At 66.8% G+C, this 14,855-nt stretch carries 14 protein-coding genes; 7 read left to right on the plus strand and 7 right to left on the minus strand.

Going from position 1 to position 14,855, the window contains the following annotated elements:
- Positions 1-74: 74 nt before the first annotated feature.
- Positions 75-1,883, minus strand: a complete 1,809-nt coding sequence (locus VJ109_RS11615) for a DUF7289 family protein (RefSeq protein ID WP_324756871.1) — start codon at positions 1,881-1,883, stop codon at positions 75-77.
- 418 nt (positions 1,884-2,301) lie between these two features.
- On the opposite strand from VJ109_RS11615, the gene VJ109_RS11620 reads away from it, so the two are divergent.
- The 4 genes from VJ109_RS11620 to VJ109_RS11635 are packed head-to-tail and all read left to right on the plus strand — an operon-like array spanning position 2,302 to position 4,769.
- Positions 2,302-2,772: a 30S ribosomal protein S15 gene (locus VJ109_RS11620; protein WP_276222582.1), complete on the plus strand. Its 471-nt coding sequence runs from the start codon at positions 2,302-2,304 to the stop codon at positions 2,770-2,772.
- Positions 2,773-2,777: 5 nt separating this feature from the next.
- Positions 2,778-3,896 (plus strand): hypothetical protein, encoded by a 1,119-nt coding sequence (locus VJ109_RS11625; RefSeq protein WP_324756873.1) that lies wholly within the window; start codon positions 2,778-2,780, stop codon positions 3,894-3,896.
- The gene (locus VJ109_RS11630) at positions 3,893-4,135 is read left to right on the plus strand and encodes a KEOPS complex subunit Pcc1 (RefSeq protein WP_324756875.1); all 243 of its coding nucleotides are present in this window, start codon (positions 3,893-3,895) and stop codon (positions 4,133-4,135) included. Before VJ109_RS11625 ends, VJ109_RS11630 begins: the two co-directional genes overlap by 4 nt.
- The gene (locus VJ109_RS11635) at positions 4,128-4,769 is read left to right on the plus strand and encodes a 30S ribosomal protein S3ae (RefSeq protein WP_324756877.1); all 642 of its coding nucleotides are present in this window, start codon (positions 4,128-4,130) and stop codon (positions 4,767-4,769) included. Before VJ109_RS11630 ends, VJ109_RS11635 begins: the two co-directional genes overlap by 8 nt.
- Before the next feature lie 50 nt (positions 4,770-4,819).
- Here VJ109_RS11635 and VJ109_RS11640 read toward each other — a convergent pair whose 3' ends face one another.
- The 3 genes from VJ109_RS11640 to VJ109_RS11650 are packed head-to-tail and all read right to left on the minus strand — an operon-like array spanning position 4,820 to position 8,480.
- The gene (locus VJ109_RS11640; protein ID WP_324756879.1) at positions 4,820-5,257 is read right to left on the minus strand and encodes a plastocyanin/azurin family copper-binding protein; all 438 of its coding nucleotides are present in this window, start codon (positions 5,255-5,257) and stop codon (positions 4,820-4,822) included.
- Positions 5,258-5,304: 47 nt separating this feature from the next.
- Complete coding sequence (locus VJ109_RS11645; RefSeq protein WP_324756881.1) at positions 5,305-6,453, minus strand: 5-(carboxyamino)imidazole ribonucleotide synthase; 1,149 nt, start codon at positions 6,451-6,453, stop codon at positions 5,305-5,307.
- Positions 6,454-6,503: 50 nt separating this feature from the next.
- Entirely contained in the window at positions 6,504-8,480 is a 1,977-nt protein-coding gene (locus VJ109_RS11650) for a flippase activity-associated protein Agl23 (protein ID WP_324756882.1), read from the minus strand.
- Between the two features lie 91 nt (positions 8,481-8,571).
- Between VJ109_RS11650 and ribH the strand changes: the two genes are divergently transcribed.
- Positions 8,572-8,982 carry a 6,7-dimethyl-8-ribityllumazine synthase gene (ribH, locus tag VJ109_RS11655; protein WP_324756883.1) on the plus strand — a complete coding sequence of 137 codons (411 nt, stop codon included), beginning with the start codon at positions 8,572-8,574 and terminating at the stop codon, positions 8,980-8,982.
- Positions 8,979-10,139, plus strand: a complete 1,161-nt coding sequence (locus tag VJ109_RS11660; protein WP_324756884.1) for a pyridoxal phosphate-dependent aminotransferase — start codon at positions 8,979-8,981, stop codon at positions 10,137-10,139. Before ribH ends, VJ109_RS11660 begins: the two co-directional genes overlap by 4 nt.
- 52 nt (positions 10,140-10,191) lie before the next feature.
- On the opposite strand, the gene VJ109_RS11665 is transcribed toward VJ109_RS11660, so the two are convergent.
- Positions 10,192-10,620 (minus strand): FAD synthase family protein, encoded by a 429-nt coding sequence (locus tag VJ109_RS11665; RefSeq protein WP_276222573.1) that lies wholly within the window; start codon positions 10,618-10,620, stop codon positions 10,192-10,194.
- Complete coding sequence (locus VJ109_RS11670) at positions 10,617-11,114, minus strand: Mov34/MPN/PAD-1 family protein (protein WP_276222572.1); 498 nt, start codon at positions 11,112-11,114, stop codon at positions 10,617-10,619. The genes VJ109_RS11665 and VJ109_RS11670 overlap by 4 nt, the downstream gene beginning before the upstream one ends.
- Positions 11,115-11,268: 154 nt before the next feature.
- Between VJ109_RS11670 and han the strand changes: the two genes are divergently transcribed.
- Positions 11,269-13,188, plus strand: coding sequence for a Hef-associated nuclease (han, locus tag VJ109_RS11675; RefSeq protein ID WP_324756886.1), 1,920 nt, complete (start codon positions 11,269-11,271; stop codon positions 13,186-13,188).
- 4 nt (positions 13,189-13,192) lie between these two features.
- Here the strand turns inward: han and VJ109_RS11680 are convergent, their stop codons facing one another.
- Entirely contained in the window at positions 13,193-14,818 is a 1,626-nt protein-coding gene (locus tag VJ109_RS11680; RefSeq protein WP_324756888.1) for a phospholipase D-like domain-containing protein, read from the minus strand.
- Positions 14,819-14,855 lie beyond the last annotated feature (37 nt).

The following is a 14,855-nucleotide window of genomic DNA, read 5'->3' on the forward strand; positions in this document are numbered from 1 at the left end:
CTCGGCAGTCGCCGGTTCGTGTCGCCCCTGGAGACGGAGGCAAAAACGTTGGAATCGGCCCGTAAACGCTGCGTTCAGCCGGTGACGTTGACGCGGTTGGTCGAGATATGCAGGTACGTGACCCGGACGACGTCGTCGCCGCGAGTCAGGGTCTGTTTCTCCCGGAGTGCTTCGTCGTAGTGGATCGATCCTTTGTTGATGGTCGTCGTCCCGGTGACCAACCCGCCGTACACTTCGCCGAAGTCGAGGTTCACGTCGCCGGTCCCGCCGTTGCCCGGCGGCGCGTAGATGACGCCGACGTACTTGGCGGGGTCGCTCCCGCCGCCGCCCCCGGAGCCGATCCGGCCCGTGAAGTTGGCCGGGCCGAAGATACGGAACTGGTTCGCGTCGTCGCCGGCGTTGGTGATCGCCGAATCCTTGTCTAGGGAGAGGTCTTCGGTGTGTGGGCCGGCGCCGTCGACGTAGATGAACACCACGCCGTCGCCCAGCACCTCGATGTCGCTGTCGGCGAGGTGAATGTACTCCTTTACCGAGAGCGTGACGTTCCCGCTCGTCGTATCGAAGTATATCTCCTTGCCGGAGGCGTCGATCCGGTCCAGATAGTAGTTACCCGGCCCGATAGTGACCTCGTCGGACGGGCTCGCAGCGCCGTAATCGAGCGCGTCACCGGAGATACTACTCGTTCCGCCGTTGCCGTTGCTGTCGTCGGCCTCCTCGACTGTACTCCGGATGAGATAATCGAGCGCGCCGCGTTTCTGGATTCCGTCGATCTGGTTGACGGTCCCGCTCGCCGTCGTGATTCTGGACTGGCAGTCGGCGATGCTTGGCTGGCAGGCCGTCGTGTAGTTGATGTCGCCGCCGACGTCGGGTTTCCCGCCGCCGTTGCCGACCTTGACGGTTCCGCCCGAGACCAGCGAGCCGTAGAAGTTGTCACCACCGGCCCCGCCGCTGATGTCGATATCGTTCCCGTAGATGACGTCACCCTTGTTGTCCGGCGTCTGGCTACAGTAGTCGTCGCTCGTCCCCGAGGAGTTGTAGCTGTCAGTGTAAGTGTCGGCCCGACAGACGCTCTTGGCCGCACCGTTGACCTCGAAGGTCCCGCTGGCGGCCAGGCTCGCGGCCGCCGAGTTGACGTCGCTCGCCTGTAGCGGCGTGACGAGGTCGACGGTCACGCGGCTGTTAGGATGATCGTAGCTGACGTTGCCCGTCGTCCGTTGCTCGAAGAAGGTCCCCCAGGCTCGGTAGTAGTCGCTCTGGACGGTCACCTCGACCTCGCTGCGCTCCAGCGGGTTTGTGAAGTTACCGTTGGCCGACTCGTTAGGGAAGTACGCCTGGGACGTGTTGCGGCTGATGACGGCTCGGCCGTCGATCGATTCGTCACCTGAGACAGTCACTAGCGGGAGTGTCAGCGTCGCCTCCCGGTAGTGGAACTCCGGCGGCGACACCATCACGGCGTTGCTCTCGCCGTCGGATCGCCAGACTCCCCCGCCCTGATAGGCGATCTCACGATCGTCGTTGTCGTAGACGATCGCACCCATCGACTCGTTCATGATCGTTGTCGATCCCCCACCGGTGAGGTTCGTGTAGGTGACGTCCATCCAGCCGGTGTTCTCCGCGACGCGATAGCTGTCGCCCGACGACACGGCGAGTGATACTTCCTGGACCTGGGAGTTACCGAGGGCGACCATCGCCGCCTGTGAGTCCAGTTGCGTCATCGACTTCTCGGCACGCTCTATCGATAGTTGATCCTGTGTCGAGCCGAACGCTTCCGCCCCGAGTGCGACTGTCAGCGCGGTGCCGCTGACGACGATCGCGAGGATGAGAATGACGCCGAGCGGACTGCTCTGGCCCCGGTTCCCGATATCGGGTGGTTCGCTCACCATACCTCACGCTCCGTCGACGCTGTGTCGGTCGTACTGTCCCGACAACCGCCCACAGCGACCCGCTCTTGTGACCCCATTGTCCTGTCTCGTGTTCCCGTATGGATACTCCTACCTATCCAGTTTTCATATATGATATTTGTGGCCGAACCGTCGTACTGACAGGTTCGTTCGCTGTCCGCCGACAGCCGGCCCGGTCCCACCACTCCCGTCGTCGCTGGTCCCAGGACAGTACCGTTCGAAGCGAGTAGTAACCGTTATACGCGTCGGCAGACCAACGTCGGACGGGAACAGCACGACCGCAAATCTGACACGCCGTGGGCTTCCACGGCTCGGGATTGCGGCCGTGTTCGGCACCGGACGGTGCCAATACGCCTCGCGACCGGTAGCGACGAGCGGTTCGTGCAGTTCCAACACAACTATGGCACGAATGCATACACGCCGCCGTGGCTCGTCCGACTCGGACAAGCCGGCGGCAGACGAACCCCCGGAGTGGAGCGACGTCGACGCCGATGCCATCGAGGATCGCGTCGTCGAACTCGCCGAACAGGGCCACTCGCCCAGCGAGATCGGCCTGAAACTGCGCGACGAAGGCGTCCAGGGCACTCCCGTCCCGAACGTCAAACTCGCGACCGGCAAGAAGGTCACCGAGATCCTGGAGGACAACGAGGCCGAACCGGAGTTCCCCGAGGACCTCCGGAGCCTCCTCGAGCGGGCCGTGCGCCTCCGTGACCACATGGACGAGAACCCGACGGACTACCAGAACAAGCGTGCGCTCCAGAACACGCAGTCGAAGATCCGCCGGCTCATCGACTACTACCGCGGTGACGAGATCGACGAGGAGTTCACCTACAGCTACGACAACGCCGTCGAAGCCCTCGGACTGGAGTAACCACGATGTCGACGACCGGTCGGGACGACGCGTCGGCCACCATCCCGAGTGATATCGCCACGACGCTCGCCGACGCGACGTTTGTCCGTCTCGTCAGCGGCGTCACCGGCGATGCGCTCGCTGGCACCGGTGTGCTGGCGCGGGCACTGGCCGACAGCGGGACGCCGTTCCAGGCAAGCGCCGTCGGCCCCTTCGCCGACCCCGACCGGTCGACCGACGCCGACGTCACCGTCGCACTCGGCCGCCAGTACACGGCTGCGGATCACACCGTCCGCGATCGGATCGCGCCAGCGGCCTTCGAGGCCGCCCGCGAACTCGGCGTGACCGCCAGCCCGACGCTGGCGCTTGCCGGGACGATCGCGGCCGGCGACACCGACAGCCGAGTCGCCGAAGCCGCCGAGCAGGCCGGCGTGACCCGCCGACCGGGCGTCGCCGTCCCGGCGACGGACCTGGCCGACGGGCTGGCCCACTCGACGCTGCTCTCGGCTCCCTTCTCGGGTGACTCCGACGCGGCACGGGCCGCGCTGGCGTCGCTCGACCTCCCGGACGACCTGAGCGAGGACGACCACCGGCGCGTCGCCTCGCTTACCGCACTCGCCGTCACCGATGCCGAGGACGCCTCGCCACGCGCCGCCGAGGCCGTCCAGCGGGCGCTCCGACCCTACGTCGGTGGCCCCTTCGAGACGGTCGGCGGCTACGCGGACGTGCTCGATACTGTCGGGCGGGAACAGCCAGGTACCGCCGTCGCGCTCGCTCTCGGGCACGACGGGGTCCGCGAGGACGCACTGGTCGCCTGGCGCCGTCACGCGAACCGTGCTCACGAGGCCGTCCAGACGGCCACAACCGGCCGCTACGAGGGCCTCTTCGTCGCCCGTGGCGACGAGATGCCGATCGGAACCGTCGCCCGACTGCTCTCGCAGTACCGCTCGCCCGAGCCCGTAACGCTGGTCGTCACCGACGGCCACGCCGCTGCCCGGGCGACGGACGGCCGCGACGTCGCTGCCGCGATGGACGCGGCGGCGGCCACAGTCGACGGCGAGGCGGTCGGGACGGGGACTCGCGCACGGGCACGGTTCGACGTGTCAACGGCCGACCTCATCGAAGCGTTCCGGGAGGCAGTATGAACGACGCCGAGATCCGTACGACCCACGGCAGCCCCGCGACTGCAGTGCGGATCGCGGCCGCGCTCCGACCGGACAACACCGACGAGATGCGGACGTGCGTCGAGGGCGACACCGTGGTGACGACCATCGATCGGGAGTCGATCGGTGGCCTCCAGGCGACTGTCGACGACTACGTCGTCAACCTCCGGGTTGCAGCACAGCTTTCCGACCAACCGACACACGACACAAACCATGAGTGAACGAAGCGTCTCCAAGCGCAAACAGCAGAAACGGTGGTACACCGTCTACGCTCCCGAGCAGTTCGACCGGGAGGAACTCGGTGAAACCACAGCAGACGAATCGGAGAAGGTGCTCGGTCGCACCATCGAGACCACGCTGGGCGAACTCCAGAACGACGCCAGCGAGAACAACACGAAGCTGACCTTCAAGATCAACGAGGTCGCCTCGGACTCGGCGTACACCGAGTTCACCAAACACGAGCTCACGCGGGATTACCTGCGCTCGCTCGTGCGCCGTGGCTCCTCGAAGGTCGAGGCCTTCATCACCGTGCTGACCACGGACGACTACCGTGTCCAGATCCAGCCGGTCGCCGTCACGACCAAGAAGGCCGACGCCTCCCAGGAGAAGGCGATCCGCCGCACGATGATCGACCTCGTCGAGGAGACGGCCAAAGACCGGACCTTCGCAGAGGTAATCGACAGCGTCGTCGAAGGCCGTCTCTCCTCGGCCATCTACGGCGAGGCGAAGGACATCTACCCCCTGCGCCGCGTCGAGATCCAGAAGACGACGCTGGAAGCCCGGCCCGAGGAAGTCGCAGCCGAAGAGGAAGCCTCCGTCGACGTCGACGAGGAAGACGTCGAAGTCGAGAGCTAATCCGCTCGAACACACTTTTTCGTCGCGCCGCTTCGAAGTGGCGACGCCGGCTATCCCGTCGTCGTGCTGGGATCGTCAGTGACGACGACGGTCCCGACCATCCCGCCCCGCTCGTGGGGGATACAGAAGTACGGGTACTCCCCGCGGATCTCGAAGGTGTGGCTGTAGCTCTGGCCCTCGAAGAGGGTCCCGCCGTCGCCTGCACCCCACGCTTCCCGGGCGCTCTCCTCGTCGTCGAAGCCGCCGGAGGCCCAGTAATCGGCCCCCTCAGGAAGGCCGGACTCGTAGGCCGTCACGGAGTGGCCCTGCTTGCTCGTGTTGCGCCAGACCACCTCCGCCCCCGGCGCGACCTCGATCGTCTCTGGGCGGAACGCTCTGGCAGACATTCCGATGTCGTACTCGGCGCTCGTGCCGCTGGTGCCGATACATCCGGCGAGGCCCGCTGCTGTGACCGCGCCGACAGCCCGGAGGTAGGCCCGTCGCTCCATGGTCTCGCTCGGGACTGGACGGACAAAGACACCTCGGTTCTGCACTGCTACTCCCGGAAGGTCAGCCCCGATCGCAGCTCTCGCGCGTCCGCGAGTAGTCGTTCGCGATCCTCGCCGGTCAACGTGACGTGGCCCATCTTCCGGAGGTCGTACACGTCGCGCTTACCGTACCAGTGGAGGTGAGCCCGATCGGTTTCGAAGACCGATCCCTCGCCAGAGAGCGTCGCAGGCTGTCGTTCGTCGACGTCGCCGAGGATGTTCGTCGAGACCGTGGGGAACCGCTGGTCGGTGGGGCCGAGTGGTCGGCCGGTCACTGCCCGGAGGTGTTGCTCGAACTGCGAGGTGTGACACCCCTCGATGGTCCAGTGTCCGGAGTTGTGGGGCCGGGGCGCGATCTCGTTGAGCAGGATGCGGTCGTCGCCGGTCTGGAACAGTTCGATCCCGAACACGCCCCGACCGTCCAGCACGTCCAGCACGTTCAGTGCGACCTCTTGGGCGCGCTCTCGGACCCGCTCGCTCGCTCGTGCGGGCGCGACCATCTCGCGAAGGATCTCTTCCTCGTGGACCGTCTCGGTGACCGGGAACGTCGCCCGCTCGTCGTCGCCGCGACAGCCCATGACCGCCAGTTCCCGCTCGAAATCGACCATCTCCTCGACCATCGCCGGCCCGGCGACGTTGTCGATCGCCGCCTCCACGTCGTCCGGCCCCTCGACGGGAACGTTCCCGCGGCCGTCGTAGCCGCCGGTCCGGGCCTTGAGCATCGCCGGGTAGCCCAGCTCCTCGCAGGCTTCCCGGAGGTCGTCGGCGCTCTCGACCGCGCGGAACGCCGGAACGGGGACGCCCGCGTCGGCCAGTCGGCGCTTCTGGACGAGTTTGTCTTGGATGGTCCGCAGCGTCTCCGGCGCCGGGTGGACGGGTGTTCCGGTCGCCTCGGCGACCGCTTCCAGCACGTCCGGGTCCGCGAGTTCGATCTCGTAGGTCAGATACTCGGCACGTTCGGCGAGTTCCCGAAGCGTCTCGCGGTCGTCGAACTCACCAACGACTTGGTCGCGGACGACCGGCAACGCCGGGCACTCCGGCGTCGGGTCCGAGACCACGAGGTCGATCCCAAGCGGGGCAGCCGCTTCCCCCAGCATCCGGCCGAGTTGGCCACCGCCGACGATCCCGACGGTCGGCCCTGGCGAGGAGAGTGTCATCTATCGGGCGATACCTCAGCGGTCGGGTTAAGGGTTCTCTCTTTGCCTGACTACGACGGGCGCTGGTCGGTGTGTGATTCGTGAATCCAGACGGTGAACGTGTTCTTGTACCCGCCAGTCCGTAGCTGATGGGAGCGCCGTTCGTACCCTGCCGGGCCGAGCTGTTTCCCTGGCTGTGTCCCGTCGAACGGCTGTGTGATGACGATCGGTGGCTGTTCGTCGCTGACCATCCGACTCAACTGCTCGCGGTCGTTCTCACAGACGGTCTCCATCTCTCCCGAGGCGAAGTACCACGGCAACGGCAGCGTGTTGTACCACTTCAGACAGGTCGGCCGCAGGTTCCAGAAGGCCTCGCCCCACTCGTCGCGGTTCTCCTGCACGTAGGCGCTCCCGCCGTCGAAGTCGTCGCCGCTCTCCCCGTAGTAGACGACCACGTCGGTCCCCTGATTGTCGCGGGCGATGCGCTCCATCGCGGTGAGGTCGCTCCGTAGTTCCTCCTGGGGCTGTGCGAACTGGACGAGCGGGTTCGACTCCTCGTGGGCGTTGCTGTAGACGGTCGTGGCGGCGACGTTGCCCACGAGTGCGGTGACGAGAACGAGTACGAGCGCGGCGGTGGCCACGCCGGTGATGTCGTCGATCGAGATCGCTTCGACCCCCCAACGGAACACCGCAGCGACGCCGACGCCGGCCGGGATCGCCAGGGGCACCACGACGTGGGCGCCGATCCAGGGGTTCCCGATGTCGGTGCCGATGGGGTAGCCGACGATCGAGACGTAGCCACAGTAGGCCGCGAACGGGACGAGATGTCGCGGCCGGATCGAACCCACCCGATCCAGCGCGTAGCCGAACGCCGAGAAGGCGACCAGCGGTCCACAGGTGTACGCGAGTGCTTCGAGCAGGATCCCGTAGTGGCCGTCGACTTCCTCGTAGAACCGGTCGAACCGCTCCCCGAGCGTACTCTCGCCGGTGGTCGTCGCCCGCTCGGAGGCCGGGTTGAACCAGTTGCTATACTGCTCGATAACCCGATCGTAGGTCACCTGGACCAACTCCGGGAACATCGCCGGGTTGGTCACGCCGTTCCAGAAGTTGACGCTGTCGGCCGTGGGTGTCGCCGGCGGGTGCTGGATGCCGGCCAGGCCCGCGCCGCGTGGCGCGTAGAAGAACAGCGAGACGGCGAAGAAGATCGCCAGCCCGATCCCGACGTGGCCGACGTAGGCGACCACCACCTGCCAGGGGCTCCCGTGGCGGTCACGGAACGATCGAACAGTCTCGACGAGGAGGGTCACGTCCGAGCGGACGCGACCGGTCATCCGGTTCCAGATCGCCGACGGCGACGGGACACTGGCGAGGAACGACGCCGCGTCGCGGTAGCCGTTCGGAAGGACGAGAACCTTCGCCAGCAAGAGCCCCGTCGCCCCGAGCCAGGTCACGACGTAGACGATGGCGTTCTCCTTCGAGGCGAACCCGAGCGCGGCGAAGGCGCCGACACCGTAGAGATAGCGGGCCTTCCGGGTGTCGTAGAACCGAACGAGCAGGCCGAAGGCGGTGAACATGAACGCCGCGACGAGCACGTCGCTGCGCATGAACCGCGAGTAGTACAGCAGGAGGGGGTTCAACGCGAGGAAGGCGGCGACGCCGACGACCTCCTCCCGGCGGAGGTGCTCACGGAAGAGCAGTGCCGTCACCGGCAACAGGCCGCCGACGAGCGCCACGGGGAGGCGCATGATCACGTCGCTCGTTCCCAGCACCGAGAACAGCCAGGCGTCGACGTGCTGGATGAACGGGCCGTGGATGATGTACCGATAGGTGAACGATCCCGTCTCGGCGAGGTTCAGCGCCCAGTAGGCGACCCGTCCCTCGTCGTAGTGGGCGACTCGGGAGCCGAGACCGACGACGCGGAGAGCGACGGACAGGAGCGTGATTCCGAGGACCACCTTGGGGACGGCGTAGTCGTCGCCGTCGGCCCAGGCAGCGACACGTTCCCGCAGGCGTTTCAGCCGCGAGAGTTCACGGGGCGGCGCAGCCATACCCGGTGTGTGAACAGCGGTCGTTAGAACACTTCTGGTTTCCCGAAGCCGGAACGGTAGTTCTTTAGGGATAACAGCCACCCACACGAGTATGGTGCAGCTCGGGCTGGTCGTCGCCCAGTACGACAAACACGGGCAGGTCGTCGAGGAGATGGAGGAGTCGGCCCGACAGGCCGCCGCCGACCACGACGCCGATGTCGTCGAGACGGTGGCTGTCCCCGGCTCCTACGACACGCCGCTGGCCGCCGATCGGCTGGCACGCCGGGACGATGTCGACGCCGTCGCGGTCCTCGGCGTTATCGTCGAAGGCGACACCGACCACGACGCGGTCATCGCCGACGCGGCGGCACAGGGATTGACCGATGTCGCCCTCGACCGCGACACGCCTGTCACGCTGGGGATCATCGGCCCCGGTATGAGTACAGCCGAAGCCGAGGCACGAACTCACAAGGGCGGCTCGGCAGTCACGAGCGCCATCGAACTCGCTACCCAACTACCATGACTATGGACTTCGCATCCCGCGTCGAACGTGTAGAACCGAGCGCGACGCTCGCGATCAGCAACAAGGCCGCCGAACTGGAGGCCGAGGGGAAAGACGTCGTCGACCTCTCGGTCGGCGAACCCGACTTCGATACCCCCGAGAACATCAAGGACGCCGCGAAGGACGCTCTCGACGCCGGCCACACCGGCTACACCCCTTCGAACGGCATCCCGGAACTCAAGGAGGCCATCGCCGAGAAGCTCCACGACGACGGCCTGACCCAGTACGGTCCCGAGAACCTCATCGTCACGCCCGGCGGTAAGCAGGCCCTCTACGAGGTCTTCCAGACGATCATCGACGATGGGGATGAGGTCGCCCTACTGGACCCGGCGTGGGTCTCCTACGAGGCGATGGCGAAACTCGCCGGCGGGACGCTGACCCGCGTCGACACCGCGGCCCACGACTTCCAGCTAGAGGGCGCGCTCGACGACCTCGCGGCCGCGGTCTCGGACGACACCGAACTGCTGGTGGTCAACTCGCCGGGCAACCCCCACGGCGCCGTCTACTCCCGCGAGGCGATGGAGGGCGTCCGTGACCTGGCCGTCGAACACGACATCACCGTGATCTCCGACGAGATCTACAAGGAGATTACCTACGACGGCGCCGAGGCCGTCTCGCTGGGAACGCTGGAGGGCATGGCGGACCGTACCGTCACGCTCAACGGCTTCTCGAAGGCCTACTCCATGACCGGGTGGCGGCTGGGCTACTTCGCGGCCCCGGAAGAGCTGGTCTCGCAGGCAGGGAAGGTCCACTCCCACTCGGTCTCCTGTGCGGTGAACTTCGTCCAGCACGCCGGCGTCGAGGCGATCACCAACACCGACGAGGCCGTCGAGGAGATGCGCCAGGCCTTCGCGGAACGGCGCGAGTTCCTGATGGGACTGTTCGAGGACCACGGCGTCCACGTTCCCGAGCCACAGGGCGCGTTCTACATGATGCCGGAGATCGCCCCGGACGGCGACGACACCGAGTGGTGTGACAAGGCGATCTCGGAGGCCCAGGTCGCGACGGTCCCCGGCAGCGCGTTCGGGACGCCCGGCTACGCCCGTATCTCCTACGCCAACAGCAAGGAGCGCCTGCAGGAAGCGGTCGACCGACTGGCCGAACACGACCTGCTGTAGCGGTTCATCCAGCGAGTCAGTGTACAGCCGTTCTCACGACACGCCGTCGTGTTCACTCGCGCTCGTCGAGCACGCGGGCGATGATCTGACCGGTAGAGAGGAGGGATTCGTCGCCCTCCTGTTCCAACGGGCTCGCCCGCCGGACGTCACAGTCGATGCCACGCTCAGAGAGCGCGTTCCGGAGCTTCTCGATGTCGTGATGTTGGTCGTAGCCCAGCGCGATCACGTCCGGTTCGAGCCGTTCGATCGGGACGAAGATGTCCTCGGGATGGCCCAGATGGGCCTCGTCGACCGGCTTCAGCGACGCCACCATCTCCCGCCGTTGCTCGTCGGGCACCACCGGCGGCTCCTTGTGTGTGACGTTGACCGAGCGCGCGACGATGACGTGGAGTTCATCGCCCATCCGGGCGGCGTCCCGGAGGTAGTGGACGTGTCCGGGGTGGAGGATGTCGAAGGTCCCCTGTGCGACGACCCGCGTCACGAGTCGAACTCCTCGTCGCGCAGTTCGCGGTCGATGTCCGACTGGTCGAAATCGAAGAACGTCTCCTCCGGCGGGGCGACGTCGAGTACCGGGAGGTCGATCGGTTGGCCCTCGTTGTCGAAGGCCTGCCAGTCGTCGGGACCGTACGGGTACCCCAGGATGATGTGGACATCACCCCGACCGAACGTCGCCAGGTCGGCGTCGCTGGGCTGTAAGACGCCGTTGGGGTGTGAGTGGATCGACCCCGCGGCGCGCATATCGTTGGGGACCATACTCGTCTTGACGGTCGCACTCACCGGGTTCGATTCGGTGCCCGGGATGACGAGCACGTCGGTCAGGACCGTCCCGTCCTCGTCGAGTCCGACCTTCGTCGCGTCGTCGCCCCGGAGCAGCCCCATGTACTCGTTGGGGTGTGACTCTTCCGAGGCGGCACGCGCGAACTCCAGTGCGGACTCGGCGATACCGAGGATACCGCCCGAGCGGAACAACGCCATACACACAGTCGGTGGGGCTGGCTTCTAAGGGTTGTGTCTCCGGCCAGCGGGCTCGCGTCCCGCGCTTTCCCGGCCAATTATCGTCGCTCGGATCGAGCGGCGCTACCCAGCGATTCCGAAGAGTACAAACGGCACAACACCGAAGTGACGGCAAATGTCTTCGCCAACCGGCACCGACGACGGTGCCGCGGTCCCCGATGGGGGGACCGTCGTCTACGATCTCGCTGCAGAGTGTACCGCCGACGATCTGGAGGACGATGGCCGCTACCTCGCGACTGTCAACGGCGTCGTCGAGTACGGTGTCTTCGTCGATCTCTCCGATACCGTCTCCGGACTCGTCCACGATTCGAACCTGTTGGGCGACTACGATGTCGGCGACGAACTCGTCGTCGAACTCGCCGAGGTCCGCCCCGATGGCGACCTCAGCTTCGACGAGGTCCGACTCGACGACTACCGGCTCGAACCGGTCGCTCACGGTGATCTGACGACCGTCGCCGACCTCGACGACGTGACCGGTGATACTGTGATCGTCGAGGGGACCGTCGTCCAGATCAAACAGACCGGCGGTCCGACCGTGTTCCAGCTCCGGGATACGACCGGCGTTGTCCCGTGTGCCGCCTTCGACGAGGCCGGCGTCCGCGCCCATCCCGGCGTCGAGATCGACGATATCGTCCGGATCGCCGGCCGCGCCGAGGAGCGGGACGGCGGCGTCCAGATCGAGGTCGATTCGCTGACCGTCCTCGACGGCGAGCCGGCGGCTGCCGTGCGGGACGACCTCGACGCCGCCCTCTCGGAACTGGCCGAACCGGCGGACATCGACCCGTTGGTCGAGTGGCCGGCCTTCGAGAAGCTCTGGGACGACCTACGGGAGGTCGCGACCGAACTCCGCCGGACGGTACTCGCTGGTCGGCCGATCCGAATGCGCCACCACGCCGACGGTGACGGGCTCTGTGCCAGCGTCCCGCTGCAAGTCGCGCTCCAGCGGTTCATCGCCGAACAGTACGAGGACAGCGACGCGCCCCAGCACCTCCTCAAGCGCCTGCCGAGCAAGGCCCCCTACTACGAGATGGAAGATGTCACCCGGGACCTGAACTTCGCGCTGGAGGACCGGACCCGCCACGGCCAGAAGCTCCCGATGCTGTTGATGCTCGACAACGGCTCGACCGAGGAGGACACGCCGGCCTACCGGAACCTCCGACACTACGACATCCCTGTAGTCGTCGTCGACCACCACCACCCCGACCCGGAGGCCGTCGAGCCGCTCATCGAGCACCACGTCAACCCCTACCTCCACGACGAGGACTACCGGATCACGACCGGGATGCTCTGTGTCGAACTCGCCCGGATGATCGATCCGACGCTGAGCGAGGACCTCCAGCACGTCCCTGCCGTCGCCGGCCTCTCGGACCGATCCGAGGGCGAGGCGATGCCGGACTACCTCGAACTCGCCGGCGAGATGGGCTACGACGAGGGGGACCTGCGGGACATCGGTGAGGCGCTTGACTACGCGACCCACTGGCTTCGCTACAGCTCCGGCGAACAGCTCGTGACCGACGTGCTCAACGTCGACTGTGACGACCGGGACCGCCACGAGGAGATCGTCGAGTTCCTCGCCGACCGGGCCGAACGCGACGTGGCGGACCAACTCGACGCCGCGATGCACCACGTCGACCACGAGCGACTCGACAACGGCGCCCACCTCTACCGGATCGACGTCGAGAACCACGCCCACCGCTTTACCTACCCCGCTCCAGGGAAGACCACCGGCGAGATCCACGACCGGAAGGTCGCAGAGACCGGCGATCCGGTCATCACCATCGGCTACGGTCCCGACTTCGCCGTCCTCCGGAGCGACGGCGTCCGGCTGGACATCCCGCGGATGGTCAACGAACTGACCGCGGAGGTCGACGGTGGCGGGGTCTCCGGCGGGGGCCACCTCGTCGTCGGCTCGATCAAGTTCGTCTCCGGGATGCGCGACGAGGTGCTCGACGCCCTCGTCGAGAAGATGGCCGAGGCCGAGATCGACGAGGAACTCGGGAGTTCGACGGCGCTCCCCGAAGACGTCGACGTCTGATCGATCACCCTCGTCCGACGGTTTCCGCGAACTCAACTCGACGCAACGCCAGCACAGCTACGATCCCGACGCCGAGACCGATTCCCAGTAATTCGAGGGGTAAGCCACTCCTTCCGCCCTGCCAGTCGGCGTCGAACACTTCCCGGTAGTACGACGCTACCTCCGACCCGTGGAGGAGGAGGACGACCTCCCGGTTCGTGGTCGCGGCCTGCTCGTTCCAGTTGAGGCTGCCGGCGACGACGCGGTCGTCGACGACCGCGCCTTTCGCGTGGATCTTCTCGTACCGGCCGGCGGGGTCGGCGACGCGGGCCGAGAGCGGGCTGTCGGTCCGGTCGGCCCACTCCCGGAACCGCTCGACCGTTGCTCGGTTCTCCTCGCGGACGTACCAGGCGTCGCTCAGGAGTAGGCGGACCTCGACGCCGCGCTGGGCCGCTCGACGCACCGCCCGCAGAAGCGGCTCGTCCCACCCGCCGACAGTCGGCTGGACGACGGCGATTCGCCGGTCGGCATCGTCTATCGTCTCAATCAGACGTTGCTGGGCATTGTCGGGTGTGACCAGTAGTTCCGTTCGCTCGACCGGGATGCTCGTCGGTTCGAAGCGTCGTGGGTAGCTCCCGACTGCCCGTTCACCACGCTCGAACTGACGGCCACGCCGGTAGGACTGCCAGCGGGTCGCGTCCCGCCATCCCGCGTCGGCGCGGAACGTCGTCGCCAGCCCCTCGACGACGCTCGGCTGTTCGGTCGCGACACCCCACCCGCGGCTGCTGTTGCCGCCAGTCCCGGCCGGTTTCCAGTTCTCGGTCAGGACGACCGCGCGCCCGTCGGCGACCGCATACTTCGCGTGGTGGTAGCGGTACCGCGCACGTGGCCCCGCGATCATCCGCACCTCGACGCCCGCCTTGACCAGACGGTCCAGCGTCCGGGCCTCCGCGCGGGTCCGATCGCCGACGGGGTCGCCCTCCAGCAGCACACGTACCCTCGCTCCCCGCCGTTTTGCCGCGATCAGGGCGTCAGCTACTCGTTCGGACGTGAGGGTGTAGCCGGCGAGTAGGACCCGACTCTCGGCCGTTCGAAGGGGTTCGAGTGGGGCATCGGGTGCGTCCGGGAGCGTAAACGCCCGGACGGACCCGCGGCCCGCGGTGACGACCGGTCTGTCCGAAGCACCGAGTGGTCGCCAGCGGATCGTCGAGCCGGCGACGACGCCGATATCTCCCTCAGTAGCATCGGTGTAGCGGACGCTGTCGATCGTCTCACCGTCGGTGACGAGCCGAACCCGTTCGCCGCTGTTGGCCAGTTCCGGGTGGTCCGGGAGCGCGACGACGGGATGATCGACCAGCGGTCGGACGGCGTCCGGCGCCGCGGTCAGCGCGACCGTTCCGGTGACTGTCTCGTTCGGGAGCGTGACCGTCGACTGGCCGTCCGAGAGTGCGTACCGACTCAGACCGGTCCGCTCGGGAACGTCGAGGACGACGAACTCGCCGGTGTCGCCACCGGCCACGGGATTCGGGTAGATCGCGTGAATCGACGGATCGGTCGCGGTCGGAGTCGACTCCGGGCCGGCAGCGACCGAGGGACCGATAGCTGGGGTGACGAGCAGGCAGATCAACGCGAAGGCGACGAACGACCGCATCGGAGGGTCTGGTCGCCCTTCGGTACAAGAAGGTTCG

Origin of the sequence: Haloarcula montana, assembly GCF_035666295.1 — an archaeon.
In the GTDB taxonomy this organism is placed as follows: Archaea; Halobacteriota; Halobacteria; order Halobacteriales; family Haloarculaceae; genus Haloarcula; species Haloarcula montana.

Excerpts from the sequence above, each read along its gene's own strand:
- VJ109_RS11615 (WP_324756871.1), bottom strand. The coding sequence starts at position 1,883 with ATGGTGAGCGAACCACCCGATATCGGGAACCGGGGCCAGAGCAGTCCG.
- VJ109_RS11620 (WP_276222582.1), top strand. The coding sequence starts at position 2,302 with ATGGCACGAATGCATACACGCCGCCGTGGCTCGTCCGACTCGGACAAG.
- VJ109_RS11625 (WP_324756873.1), top strand. The coding sequence starts at position 2,778 with ATGTCGACGACCGGTCGGGACGACGCGTCGGCCACCATCCCGAGTGAT.
- VJ109_RS11630 (WP_324756875.1), top strand. The coding sequence starts at position 3,893 with ATGAACGACGCCGAGATCCGTACGACCCACGGCAGCCCCGCGACTGCA.
- VJ109_RS11635 (WP_324756877.1), top strand. The coding sequence starts at position 4,128 with ATGAGTGAACGAAGCGTCTCCAAGCGCAAACAGCAGAAACGGTGGTAC.
- VJ109_RS11640 (WP_324756879.1), bottom strand. The coding sequence starts at position 5,257 with ATGGAGCGACGGGCCTACCTCCGGGCTGTCGGCGCGGTCACAGCAGCG.
- VJ109_RS11645 (WP_324756881.1), bottom strand. The coding sequence starts at position 6,453 with ATGACACTCTCCTCGCCAGGGCCGACCGTCGGGATCGTCGGCGGTGGC.
- VJ109_RS11650 (WP_324756882.1), bottom strand. The coding sequence starts at position 8,480 with ATGGCTGCGCCGCCCCGTGAACTCTCGCGGCTGAAACGCCTGCGGGAA.
- ribH (WP_324756883.1), top strand. The coding sequence starts at position 8,572 with ATGGTGCAGCTCGGGCTGGTCGTCGCCCAGTACGACAAACACGGGCAG.
- VJ109_RS11660 (WP_324756884.1), top strand. The coding sequence starts at position 8,979 with ATGACTATGGACTTCGCATCCCGCGTCGAACGTGTAGAACCGAGCGCG.
- VJ109_RS11670 (WP_276222572.1), bottom strand. The coding sequence starts at position 11,114 with ATGGCGTTGTTCCGCTCGGGCGGTATCCTCGGTATCGCCGAGTCCGCA.
- han (WP_324756886.1), top strand. The coding sequence starts at position 11,269 with ATGTCTTCGCCAACCGGCACCGACGACGGTGCCGCGGTCCCCGATGGG.
- VJ109_RS11680 (WP_324756888.1), bottom strand. The coding sequence starts at position 14,818 with ATGCGGTCGTTCGTCGCCTTCGCGTTGATCTGCCTGCTCGTCACCCCA.